Source organism: Actinomycetota bacterium, assembly GCA_013152275.1.
Taxonomy (GTDB): domain Bacteria; phylum Actinomycetota; class Acidimicrobiia; order Spongiisociales; family UBA4744; genus BMS3Bbin01.
In genome coordinates this window covers 34,184-46,221 of the sequence record JAADGS010000045.1, presented here as the reverse complement: position 1 = coordinate 46,221, position 12,038 = coordinate 34,184, and the positions used below count along the sequence as shown (strand labels likewise).

Sequence of the window (12,038 nt, the reverse complement as noted above, 5' to 3'; positions counted from 1 at the left end):
GTGGTCCGACTCGTGGGCCTGCAGCCTGAGAGCGACAACTCGGGCCGGCAACCGGCCACCTGGAACCGTTTCCGCCGCTTGCCCGCACGCCGGCGTCACACGGCCGACTGCCAAGGCAGGGGCAGGTTCGGGAACTTCCCCTGCGCGATCGCGAAACTCGCAAGCAGTAGCAGGGGCACGGCAACGACGATCACGTAGGCAACGCGACCCCGCGCCTCCTTTACGCAGTCTTCGCGCGCACCGGGTGTCCCGACTTCTTCATCGAATCGCCCGGAAAGAACCTCGATCGTCATCCCGCACGTCGTGTACGCCTTTTCAACTTCACCTCCTCCGATGAGATACCCGGTGAAATGGCGGACAGGTGTCGCAAGCATCCAGATGCTCAGGCCCATGGCGACGATGATGAGGATGATGCCGGTTCGCCGATACATACCCCAACGGTAGAGGCCCGTGCCGGAGCGGTGCAATGAGACTCACATGGACGGCACTAACCTCGTCTCGAGAGGACGGGGATATGACTCGAGCGATCGATGTGAACGCCCTGAGCAGGCGTTTCAAGGATCTTCTTGCGGTTGATGGGATCGGCTTTTGGGTCGATAAGGGCGAGGTGTTCGGTTTTCTCGGGCCGAACGGCGCGGGTAAGACGACGACGATCTCGATGCTGACAACCCTCCTCAAACCATCGGCGGGTACCGCAACCGTTGCTGGACACGACATCAGATCCGACCAGAGCGCGGTGCGCTCGGCGATCGGCATCGTCTTCCAGGAACCAAGCCTCGACGACCGCCTCACGGCCCGTGAAAACCTGAACTTCCATGGCGTTCTCTACCATGTCCCGCCGCAGATTCGGAGGCGCCGGATCGACGAACTCCTGAAGCTCGTCGACCTCGATACTCGAGCCGATGACATCGTCGAGAAGTTCTCCGGTGGCATGAAACGCCGGCTCGAGATCGCGAGAGGGCTTCTACACACTCCCGAAATCCTCTTTCTCGATGAGCCGACGATCGGTCTTGACCCCCAGACCCGACGCAGCATGTGGGACCACATCAAGCGACTGCGCGAGGAAACCGGAATCACGATCTTCATGACCACGCACTACATGGACGAAGCCGAGTTCTGCGACCGAATCGCCATCATGGACCACGCGAGTATCGTTGCACTCGACACCCCCGAGGGTCTCAAGCGCATGGTCGGCGGCGACATGATCACCGTAACGACGCCGGACCCGGGCGATCTCGTCGAGTTCCTCTCCACCGAGCCTGTTACGACGACGGTGAGGAATGGCCAAGTCCGAATCGAGGTACGAGAAGGTGCGCCCTTCATTCCACACCTTGCGAGGGGATTCAAGGGTCGTATCGACGCGATCGAGCTCAGGAGGCCGACCCTCGACGATGTCTTCCTGAAGCTGACGGGACGAACCATCCGGGAGTCTGAGCTGGATCAGGGTGATCTCAACCGCAACCGGCTCAAGATGATGGTTCGCAGACGAAGGGGGCACGGATGATGGCCACAGGAACTCGTGATGGACGACGGCCTTCGTCTGCCGCGGCAGTGGGGATCATCTGGCGCAGGGAAATCACTCGATGGTGGCGGGACAAGACGAGGATCGCCGGGTCTCTCGGGATGCCCATCATCTTCCTGCTGATCTTCGGCAGCGGACTCAGCGGCGCGATGGGATCACTGATCGGCGGCGGATCCGGTGGTCCGACGATCGACTTCAAGCAGTTCATCTTTCCTGGAATCATCGCCATGAACGTCTTCTTTGCCTCGATCTTCAACGGCATCTCGCTGGTCTACGATCGTGAGTTCGGCATCCTCAAGGAGGTCCTTGTCGCCCCCGTCAATCGTGCCTCGGTGGCGTTCGGCAAAACCCTCGGCGGTGCCACTGTCGCGACGATTCAGGGAACGCTCGTCTTCCTGTTCGCCCCACTCGTCGGGGTCACTCTGACGCCTCTGCTGGTCCTCCAACTCTGGCCGGTGATGTTCCTTGGTGCTTTTGGCTTGTCGGGGATGGGTGTCGCGCTTGCCGCACGGATGCGCAGTACCGAGGCATTCCAGGTGATCAACCAGTTCGTCACCTTTCCGATGATCTTTCTATCGGGTGTGTTCTTTCCACTCCAGGGTCTGCCCGCATGGATGACCATTCTCGTCAAGATCAATCCGATCACGTACGCGGTCGACCCGTTGCGCAGATTGGTCCTGAACGCACAGGGGTTGCCGGCCGCCATACTGGATCGGCTTCCCGACTTCGGTCTCGGAATCAAGGTCTTCGGGCATTCGATGACGGTGGGTCAGGATCTGATCGTTGTTACCGTCTTCGGAGTTGTGATGAACCTGCTGGCCATGTGGTTGGTGAGCATTCAGGACTGACGGGTATCGTCTTTCCCTCGATCGACATCCGGGCCGTCGAGGATCACGGAAACCATGTCGCGCCACATGGTGTCGGAGGCACACGCTGCACAGAGGAACACCTTGCGCCCCTCTTTGACAGCGGCCGCCTTCTCCCCACAGCGAGTGCACATGAACGTAAACTCGATGCCCGTACTCATCACCGACGACATCGGAGCAAAGGTTCGGTTCCTGTAGGAGTTTCCTTGCAAGACGCCGCGAACCACGCCGTTCGGCCCGGTCGGTGGGGGTCCGACGGTCGGTTTGCGAGTTTGGATGTCCGCGGTGCCCGGCCGCCTCTAGCCTGGGTCGGGACAGGGAGGAGAGTGCCGATGGATGTCGAGCCAACGCCTGATGATTATCGCTCCAGACACGGACGATATCCCCTGTACGATCCACCGTGGTTGCGCCGCACCCATACGACCTGTCTCTGGGACGGTGCTCCCCGGCGAGACGGCTCCGAGTTCTGTTCGGTCCGGTGTGAGGAACGGTACCTGGAGTGGGAAGAGTCCATGACCTCACACTATGTTGCCCGTGAACCGCTGGAAACCTTCCTGGCGTCCGGCGAAGAGCCGGATCTCTGATGGAGGCCGTATGAAACTCATCGAATGCATCCCCAACTTCAGTGAAGGCCGAGATCGGCGTGTCATCGATGCCATCGCCGCGGCCATCGCGGCCATAGACGGTGTGACGCTGCTCGATGTCGACCCGGGGGCCGCCACGAATCGCACGGTGATGACGTTCGCCGGGTCTCCCGAAGCCGTGGAAGATGCCGCGTTTGCCGCCATCGAGAAAGCGGCCACCCTGATCGACATGCGAGCTCACCAGGGTGAACATCCACGAATGGGTAGCACCGATGTCTGTCCGTTCGTACCGCTCGAAGGTGCTTCCATGGAGGATTGTGTTCGGATTGCACGACGTCTGGGCGAACGTGTTGGAACCGAACTCTCGATCCCCGTTTACCTGTACGGGGAGGCGGCATCCCGACCCGAGCACGTATCACTCGCGAATGTCCGCCGCGGTGAATACGAAGGGCTCGCGGACCGTGAAGACGAGCCCGACTTCGGTCCGAAAGATTTCAATCCGAGGACTGGGGCAACCGCGATCGGCGCACGCAACTTCCTGATCGCCTACAACGTCAATCTGAACACCCGCGACCGCAAGCTCGCCAACAAGATCGCGGGTGCTCTCCGAGAGAGTGGGCGGCCAAAGCGGGATCCCGACGGCAAGATTCAACGTGATGCCGACGGTCTCGCCTTGCGGGAGCCAGGACGGTTCACTCATCTGCGAGGGGTCGGCTGGTATATCGAGGAGTACGGACGGGCACAGGTGTCCTTCAACTTGACCGATCCTGACATCACTCCGCTCCATGCCGTCTTCGACGCCGCCTGCGAAGAGGCCCGCAGGCTCGGGGTGCGGGTGACGGGTAGCGAGATCGTCGGCTTGGTCCCCCGCCGCTCGATGCTTGCCGCGGCAGATCACTACCTGCGAGCGCAGGGCAAGACGACCGGAATCCCGGAGGCCGAGCGAATGCATATTGCCGTGTTGAGCCTTGGTCTGGATGATGTGTCACCGTTCGATCCGGCCGACAAAGTGATCGAGTACCGGTATCACGGGGCATCATCGGGCTTTGCGGCCGGCTCGCTTCGAGAGTTTGCCGACGTTCTCTCGACGGGCACGCCGACACCTGGAGGAGGCAGCGTGGCCGCGCTGGTCGGCGCGCTCTCGGCGGCGCTGACTTCGATGGTCGCTGCTCTCACGTTCTCCAAGACGGGCGACGCCAAGATGGAGGAGACCGGCCGATCCGCACAGCTGCTCAAGGACTGGTTTCTCGATGCGGTCGATCGAGATACGGAGGCGTTCGACTCGCTGATGGCGGCGATGCGACTACCTCGTAGGACCGACGCGGAGCGTCTCGCCCGCGACCGTGCCGTGCAGGAAGCCACAGTGGCCGCCAGCATGGTCCCTCTCGAGGTGCTCGAACATTGCGTCGACACCCTCGGCGCCGCCTCGGTGGTGGCCAGAGACGGCAACGAGAGTGCGGTCAGCGATGGAGGTGTCGCCGCCATGTGTGCGCTCGCCGCCGCAGAGGGTGCGTCGCTGAACGTACGCATCAACCTCGGTTCGCTGCCCGACCATCCACAGACAGCACGTCTGGACGCGCGACGGAGCGCTGCACTCGAGTCCGTCAGGACGATGGCAGCCGACGTGCAGGCGATCGTGGAGAGCCGTATCGCGACCGATCACTAGTCACCAACACTGAACCCAGGGCTCAGGGGGGTCGCCACGACCCCTACGAGCCCTGGGTTCAACTGTGAGGGTCGGGATCGACGCGAGGTTGCCACACGGTGTCGAGGACCGTGCCGTCCACCCACTTGATCACGGCCACAGGCTGGTCGGTCAGCACGGCGGGCTCAGGTTTGCCTCCGCAGATGTGCTCCACATCCGCCTGGAGACGACGTATGTCCACGATGGGAAGATCAGAGGCCTTTGTGGCATCGATCAGATCCTGGCGCCTCGGATTGATGGCGATACCGCGCTCGGTGACTACGACATCGATGAGTTCGCCCGGCCCCGTGAGCGTCGTCACTCGATCACGTATGACAGGGTTCCGGTCCCGAAATGACGGCATCGCCAAAATCGTGCAGCCGGCGAACAGGCAGTTCTGCCAACCCCCGATACCGTGCAAGAGACGTCCGTCGGAGTGTGTCACCACGTTGGCGTTGAAATCGACGTCCACCTCGGTTGCACCGAGAACGACGGCATCGACCATGCTCGCGAAGTTGCCTTTGCCATTGAAGTTGTACGAAGTGAACGGTGAGGTCGCCACGTGGCGCGGGTCTGTCGCAATGGATTGGATGCCGCTGAGGTCGAACGTCTGACCATCGAGGATGTAGTCCGTCAGGCCTTCCTGCAACATGTCCACCAGCACACGCGTGGAGCCTCCGCGGACGAACCGTGCAGTGGCGCCGGCGTCTCGCATCATGTCCGCGAGGAACGCCGTGAAAGCGAGTGAGATGCCCCCGGCTCCTGCCTGGAACGAGAAGCCATCACGCAAGATGCCCGCATCCCGAACGAACCGCGCCGCGAACTCGGCGATGATCAGTCGGTCCGGGCTCTTGGTGATCTGTGTCGTGCCGGAGACGATCTTGCTCGGGTCCCCGATCGAAGGCACCTCGACGACGTAGTCGACGTTGTTGCCCTGTATCTGCCAGGGAACGCACGGGAAGGGGACGAGGCCGTCGGTAACGACGATGACGTGATCGGCATACAGGGAATCTGCAAGGGCGAAGCCAAGGGATCCGCACGCCGACTTGCCGCGTGCGCCGTTCGCATTGCCGAACATGTCTGCGCATGGAGCGGCGATCACTGCGATATCGATGTGTATCTCTCCGTCGGAGATTGCCTGCCACCGGCCGCCGTGCGAGCGAAGTACGCCCAGTCCACGCATCTTTCCTTTCGAGCAGTACTCCCCCAGCGGCCCGTTCATGCTGCCCTCGATATGGTGGACGACGCCGGCCTCCATCAGGTCGATCACGGGTTCGTGGCAGGGGAATGATGCGCTCGGGAACCAGGTCAGGTCGCGGATTCCCATGTCCTTCGCGGTGTTGAGGAGGCTGAGAGCAACGCGATCTCCGTTGCGAAGGTGATGATGGGTGGAGACGACCATCCCGTCGGCCAGGCCGCACCGTTCGAGAGCCTCCTGCAGGGATGCGACCCGCTTGTCTCCGTTGACCGGATAGTCGGACGAGACCCGGATCGGCGGTCCTGCCTTGTTGCCGACCGGGCGGTGGCGGCCGATGCCCCGGTATGGGGTCTGCTCATGGCCGTTTACGACGGTCGGAACGATCCGACCTGCAGCGTTCTCGGTGAATCCGGCCGTCATTGCCCGCTCCCCTCTTCGAGCAAGAGGCCCAGCGCTCGAGCCTGCTCGACGATCTTCGCGGCTCGTTGCACGATCGGTGCATCGATCATCTTGGATCCGATACTTACGATGGCCAAGCCTTCTTTCTGGGCTTGTTCAAAGGCAGCAACGATCGCCTGGGCACGTTCGATCTCCTTTGGGGTGGGGGCAAACGCGTCGTGAACGATCGGTATCTGTCGTGGATGGAGACAGCCCATGCCCTGGAATCCCAGCGCCTTCGACCGCTCACACCACGACGTCAGCCCATCGAGATCGGATACGTCGGCATAGACCGAGTCGATGGGCTGGACACTCGCGGCGACTGCGGCATTGACGATGCGGGCCCGTGCGTAGTGTGTCGCCTGCTCCTTGGCCGATCCGGATACTCCGAGGTCCGCCATCAGATCTTCCAGCCCCACGGTGAGCGCGACGACCCTGTCGCAAGACCGTGCGATATCGAAGGCCGATTCGATTCCGAGTGCAGACTCGAGGATCGGCATGATCCAGATCGACCGGTGCCACTCCAGTGTCTCGAGCATGGTGGTAATCGTCCGGTCGACCTCTTGGACCTCTGCCGGGTCCTCCACTTTCGGGATGAGGATCAGATCCGGTCCACTGGGAATCACCGCTGCCAGGTCCTCCAACCCGGCCGGAAGCTGATTGATGCGAACCATGATCTCTGCCCCGGCGAAATCCACGTGGCGAACGGCATTGGCGACCAGAAGGCGGGCGCTGTCCTTCTCTGCCGGGTGCACCGAGTCCTCCAGATCCAGGATGACGGCGTCCGGACCATACAGGCCGGCGTTGACCATGTACTTTGGATCGTTGCCGGGAAGATAGAGCCGTGACCGCCGAACTCGACCGCGCTCCGTCGGAACGCGGTCGGGTTCGGGAACCGCATCGAGCGCCTTGTCTTCGAGGAGCCCGGCCCTGAGGGCCGCAGTCTCGACCCGTGCAGCAATGGTGAAGGGAAGCGCTCCCATGTCCTGAATGGTCACTGTCGCGTTCTCGACGCCGAGGTGTTCCAACTCGTCGCGGACCTGATCTCGGATCGCGGCGCCGTAATAGGCCTCGACCTTGGACTGCAGATCGACCGTGAGACCCCCATCCTCTCGCTCTTCGATCTTGACGCGCAGATCTGAACGGACACCGCGGCCTGCAAAGCCCGCCTCGGCGCTTCGCCCGGTCACAAGGCGTCCAGGATCGCGTCGGTCATCTCGGAGGTGGCGGCGGCGCCCGCGTCGACCACCCCCGGCCCACCGGGAAGGTGCATCATGTCGTAGGTCCGAACCGCGCCCTCAGCGATGACCTTGCCGACTGCTTCTCTGACCCGGGTGGCCTTCTCCTCTTCGCCGACGTGATCGAGCAACATGGCGGCAGTCAGGATCATGGCGATGGGGTTGACGATCGACGGAACCAGCTCGGCGTACTTGGGCGCGGAACCGTGTGTCGGCTCGAACACCGCCACCTCGTCCCCGATGTTGCCCGAGCAGGCGAAGCCGAGGCCCCCTACGAGGCCGGCAAAGCCGTCGGAGATGATGTCGCCGAACAGGTTCCCTGCCACGAGGACACCGTAATTCTCCGGGTTCTTGGTGAGCCACATCATCTGGGCGTCGATGTTCGTGGACCACCGCTCGATGTTCGGGTATTCGGCCCCGATCTCTTTGGCAACATCCTCGAGCATGCCGGATGTCTCTCTCAAGACGTTGGGCTTCTCGCAGACCGTAACCGATCGATAGCCGTGCTTTGCGGCGTATTCGAATGCGGCACGGACGATGCGCCGGCATGCGTTCCGTGAGAACACGCGAGTGGAAATCGCCAGGTCTGCGGCGGGAATGCCGGTGAACGGAGCAAATTTGGGATGGGTTGCCAGCGCCTCCAGGACCTCGCGGGGGGGATCCGTCCATTCGACGCCCGCGTAGAGGCCTTCGGTGTTCTGGCGAAAGATCACCGCATCGACCGGCGGCTCCTCGACACCGTTGGCAGTTTGCCGGACGAAGTTGAGCGGGTTTCCTGCGTAGGAGCGACAGGGTCGCACACAGACGTCGAGGCCGAAACGTTGACGAAGCCCAACGATGGGACTGAAGTACACATGACCCTTCCCGCGTAGCTCGGGCGCGAGCTCGGCTTCCGCCGCCGCCTTGGGCTTGGAGGTGATCGCACCGAACAAGCCGAGCTTGTGCTCGGCGAGGAGATCGATCGTGGCCTGCGGGAGTGGGTTGCCCCGTTCCCGCCAGCACTCCCAGCCGATGTCGGCCTGCACGTAGTCTGCTTCGAAACCGACCGCATCAAGGATGCGAATCGCTTCTGGGAGTACAAGGGCGCCGATGCCGTCACCTGGCATCGTCACGACGGTCCTTCGAGTCATTACATCCTCCTTGGGAATGGTCATGTCACTGAAAGTTGTAGGCGAACGGCGTTTTCCAGGCCGCCGGCAGCCACGAGAGATTGCGGAACCTCGCTGAGCACGGGAAATGGGAAGATGTGCTCGTCGAACGAGACCTCCCCGGACGTGAAGTCGACACTCAGGGCGTCGTCCGTGAAGACGGACCTGACTTCGGCGTCGACGGGTGCCGTGAACTTCTCCCGCAGGTACGCGACGAGTTCCGGGCATTCGATGCACACGAAGCCGTTGTTGAACGCGTTGCGCAGGTAGGTCTGTGAATAGCTTGCAGCGATCACCATGGCGATGCCCGCCGCCTGAAGAGCAGTCGCCGCCTGCTCGCGACTGGAGCCCGTTCCGAAGTTCTCACCGCCGACGAGAATGTCACCCGGTTGGATCATGGAAGCGAACTCCGGGTCGTAGTTCTCCATGACGACCCGGGCCATGGCTTCGGGTGTCATGTCGTCGCGGTAGGTGTAGTCCTTGCCGTAGATGCCATCCGTATTGATGTTGTCCTGGGTCAGCAACACGATCCGGCCCTCCACCCGAGGGGGGAAGCCTTCTTGGATCGTCACCTTGCTGGCCCGGCTCGCAACGGAGCGACTCGTAACGTCGATGTTTCTCCGGGGAGCGCGATCGGGCCAATCGCCCGCACCACAGATATGGCCGGCCACGGCCGAGGCGGCCACCACCTGGGGGCTGGCGAGATACGCCTCTGCGTCGCGTGAGCCCATACGGCCCTTGAAGTTACGGTTCGTCGCAGAGATTCCGACCTCACCCGGTTCGAGGAGACCGGCCCCGAGACCGATACACGGACCGCACCCGGGTGGCAACGGCCGCCCACCCGCATCGAGGATCGCCTGCCAGTGTCCCGAAGCTTCGGCACGCTCCTGTACTTCCCGGCTGGCCGCAGCAAAGTAGAGCTCGACACCGTCGGCGACGTGTTTGCCTTCGAGTTCTTCCGCGGCAGCGGCAAGGTCTTCGAAACGTGAATTCACACAGGACAGCAGGTAGGCCTTGTCGATGGGCACGGCCTGTTCTCTGAACCCTGCGACCGACCGGGTGGCCTGCACGGTATCGGGACCGTTGATGTGGGGTGTGACTTCGCCGAGGTCGAACAGGATGTGTGCTGCGTAGTGGGCCTGCGGATCTCCGGCAAGGTGGCCGGACACCGTATCTGAGACGTTCTGGGTCAGCCGCCTGCGTCCTTGTGACTCAAGGACGGCACGCCGCCACTCGAGGTAGTCCAGCGTCGTTTCGTCGACCGGGAACCATCCGACGAGGGCACCCCATTCGGTCGTCATATTCGAGATGGTGAACCGTGCATCCATGCTGAGGCTCTTCACTCCGGGACCTGTGAATTCGACGGCGGCGTTGAGCACCTCACCGTGGGAGTAGAGGCCGCAGAGGATGAGAATCACGTCTTTGCCCGTTGCCCCCTCGGGAAGCTCTCCCACCAACTCGACACGAACGCTGCGCGGAATCTGCCACCAGAACTCCCCCGTGGCCCAGATTGCTGCGGCATCGGTGCGTACGACGGGTGTTCCGATCGCCCCGAGAGCGCCGTACATGTTTGCATGCGAGTCGGACGCGACGACGAATGAACCAGGAGTGACATAGCCTTGCTCGACCATGATCTGGTGTCCGATTCCTTCACCAGGAGCATGGAAATCGACACCCTGGCTCCTGGCGAACTCCTCGATCTTGCGGTACTTGGCCAGATTGGCCTCCGATGTGTTCTGAATGTCGTGGTCGATCGCGAACACGGGTTGTCCCGGGTCCGAGACTCGTGTCGCTCCCATCGTCAAGAATTTCTTCAGCACGGGAGCGGTGTTGTCGTGGGTCAGGACGTGGTCGGGGCGAATGGTCACAAAGTCACCGGCCTTGACCGGTCCACTCTGGGCACCGGCGGCAAGATGGGTTTGCGCTATCGCCTCAACGACCGTCTGGTGCCGGGTCACGACGCACCATCAACACGCAACAGGTCGGTCAGATCGCGGACGCTGTCGAGGTTCTCCAGGTTCCAGACGGCATCTTTGATCTGCCGGCGACGTCCCGACGACATGACCGGCGCCGCGAGCGCGTCGAACTTCTCCTCGATCTCCGTCGACGTGAGCGGATTGTTCGGATGCCCCTTGGGATAGTCCAGATCCTTCGTGAAGGTTCGACCATCTTTCGTGGTGATGGTCACGCCGACACGTTGGCGGGCCGGGAAGTCCTTTTCGATCTCCGGGTCGGCGACCACCACGACCTTGTTCAGCTGAGCCCGAATCTGAGGATCTTCGATCTTGGCAATCGTGAATTGGAGCGGTGTGACCTGACGGTCGACCAAGGCTGCCGCAATCACGTAGGGCAGGCTGTGGTCGGCGGTCTCACGGTTGCGCGGCTCGTACTTGCTGGGATCCGCGAGGATGTCCGCAGCCCGCGCGAGCGATCGGATATGAACCTGCTCGACGTCGTCCGCCGCAAGGTCATGTTCCGTCACCAGGTCCAGTACTGCCGATATCGGCGTATGGGTGAGGGCTTCGGTCGGAAACGCCTTCATGCCGCAGCGGGTGATCCGCCACGATTGTCCTAGCTTGTCGGTCAGGACGCCGAGTTTCCATTCGGGACCGAGCGTCTCGACCAATCCTTCTTTGCCGTCGATCACGTGCTCAGGTCCCGTGTAGCCACGTTCGGCGAGGAGGCCTGCCAGGACCCCGCGCTGTGTCGCAAGAGGGTCCACGGTGTTCTTCATCATCGTGAGTTTGCCGGCCGTGACCGCGCCAAACGTCGCATGCGAACTCCCCGAGATCCCGACTGCATGTTGAATGCGCTCCGCATCGAGATGCAGCATCCGCCCGGCCACGAAGGCAGCGGCAAAGGCGGTCAACGTCGCGTGATGCCAACCGCGTTCGCGAATGCCGGGAAACGCCGCCTCGCAGAGCCGCATCTCGAACTCGTGGCCGAGAATGATTCCAACGCACAGCTCCTTACCGTCACCGTCGCCGCGCTCGACGAGGGCCAGGGCCCCGGGAATGATGTCCGAGGGGTGCGAAGGATCTTGCTGCCAGTAGATGTCGTTGTAGTCCATCGCCCTCACCATCAAGGCGTTGGCAAAGGACGCCGACACGGCGTCCACCCTCTTGCCGGTGCCGATCACGGTTGCCGGACCAGATCCCGCGGTCTCATCCAAGACGTCCAGCAGGATCTTCACATCGTGTTGCGTATAGCCGCCGAGTGCACACCCCAGTGAGTCGAGCAGAAAGCGCTTCGCTTCATGGATTGCTTCTTCGGACAGGTCGGCGAATGTCAGGTCGGCGGCCCACCGGGCCATCGGGGCAGTGATCATCTCAGAATCGGGATGGGTGCTCTTCATTGGTG

Annotated in this window: 9 protein-coding genes; 3 read left to right on the top strand and 6 right to left on the bottom strand. The window is 62.3% G+C overall.

Features of this window, described 5'->3' with window-relative positions; genetic code table 11:
- Positions 1 to 95: 95 nt before the first annotated feature.
- Positions 96 to 431 carry a hypothetical protein gene (locus tag GXP34_08190; protein ID NOY55952.1) on the bottom strand — a complete coding sequence of 112 codons (336 nt, stop codon included), beginning with the start codon at positions 429 to 431 and terminating at the stop codon, positions 96 to 98.
- Between the two features lie 83 nt (positions 432 to 514).
- Between GXP34_08190 and GXP34_08185 the strand changes: the two genes are divergently transcribed.
- The 3 genes from GXP34_08185 (at position 515) to ftcD (ending at position 4,638) form a co-directional block, all read left to right on the top strand.
- Positions 515 to 1,504, top strand: a complete 990-nt coding sequence (locus tag GXP34_08185) for an ATP-binding cassette domain-containing protein (protein ID NOY55951.1) — start codon at positions 515 to 517, stop codon at positions 1,502 to 1,504.
- Positions 1,501 to 2,370 (top strand): ABC transporter permease, encoded by an 870-nt coding sequence (locus GXP34_08180; protein NOY55950.1) that lies wholly within the window; start codon positions 1,501 to 1,503, stop codon positions 2,368 to 2,370. The genes GXP34_08185 and GXP34_08180 overlap by 4 nt, the downstream gene beginning before the upstream one ends.
- Positions 2,371 to 2,982: 612 nt before the next feature.
- Positions 2,983 to 4,638: a glutamate formimidoyltransferase gene (gene ftcD / locus GXP34_08175; protein NOY55949.1), complete on the top strand. Its 1,656-nt coding sequence runs from the start codon at positions 2,983 to 2,985 to the stop codon at positions 4,636 to 4,638.
- Positions 4,639 to 4,696: 58 nt separating this feature from the next.
- On the opposite strand, the gene GXP34_08170 is transcribed toward ftcD, so the two are convergent.
- The 5 genes from GXP34_08170 to GXP34_08150 are packed head-to-tail and all read right to left on the bottom strand — an operon-like array spanning position 4,697 to position 12,033.
- A complete protein-coding gene (locus GXP34_08170; protein ID NOY55948.1) occupies positions 4,697 to 6,274 on the bottom strand; it encodes a citrate lyase subunit alpha in 1,578 nt (525 codons plus the stop codon).
- Complete coding sequence (locus tag GXP34_08165) at positions 6,271 to 7,482, bottom strand: citrate lyase subunit gamma (GenBank protein ID NOY55947.1); 1,212 nt, start codon at positions 7,480 to 7,482, stop codon at positions 6,271 to 6,273. The genes GXP34_08170 and GXP34_08165 overlap by 4 nt, the downstream gene beginning before the upstream one ends.
- Positions 7,479 to 8,660, bottom strand: a complete 1,182-nt coding sequence (locus GXP34_08160) for an isocitrate/isopropylmalate dehydrogenase family protein (protein NOY55946.1) — start codon at positions 8,658 to 8,660, stop codon at positions 7,479 to 7,481. Before GXP34_08160 ends, GXP34_08165 begins: the two co-directional genes overlap by 4 nt.
- 20 nt (positions 8,661 to 8,680) lie before the next feature.
- Entirely contained in the window at positions 8,681 to 10,636 is a 1,956-nt protein-coding gene (gene lysF / locus GXP34_08155; protein ID NOY55945.1) for a homoaconitase, read from the bottom strand.
- Positions 10,633 to 12,033, bottom strand: a complete 1,401-nt coding sequence (locus tag GXP34_08150; GenBank protein NOY55944.1) for an MmgE/PrpD family protein — start codon at positions 12,031 to 12,033, stop codon at positions 10,633 to 10,635. Before GXP34_08150 ends, lysF begins: the two co-directional genes overlap by 4 nt.
- Between the last annotated feature and the right edge of the window lie 5 nt (positions 12,034 to 12,038).

Bases quoted from the DNA above. Each gene is read 5' to 3' on its own strand.
- GXP34_08160 (NOY55946.1), bottom strand. From the start codon at position 8,660: ATGACTCGAAGGACCGTCGTGACGATGCCAGGTGACGGCATCGGCGCC.
- GXP34_08185 (NOY55951.1), top strand. From the start codon at position 515: ATGACTCGAGCGATCGATGTGAACGCCCTGAGCAGGCGTTTCAAGGAT.
- GXP34_08170 (NOY55948.1), bottom strand. From the start codon at position 6,274: ATGACGGCCGGATTCACCGAGAACGCTGCAGGTCGGATCGTTCCGACC.
- GXP34_08180 (NOY55950.1), top strand. From the start codon at position 1,501: ATGATGGCCACAGGAACTCGTGATGGACGACGGCCTTCGTCTGCCGCG.
- ftcD (NOY55949.1), top strand. From the start codon at position 2,983: ATGAAACTCATCGAATGCATCCCCAACTTCAGTGAAGGCCGAGATCGG.
- GXP34_08150 (NOY55944.1), bottom strand. From the start codon at position 12,033: ATGAAGAGCACCCATCCCGATTCTGAGATGATCACTGCCCCGATGGCC.
- GXP34_08190 (NOY55952.1), bottom strand. From the start codon at position 431: ATGTATCGGCGAACCGGCATCATCCTCATCATCGTCGCCATGGGCCTG.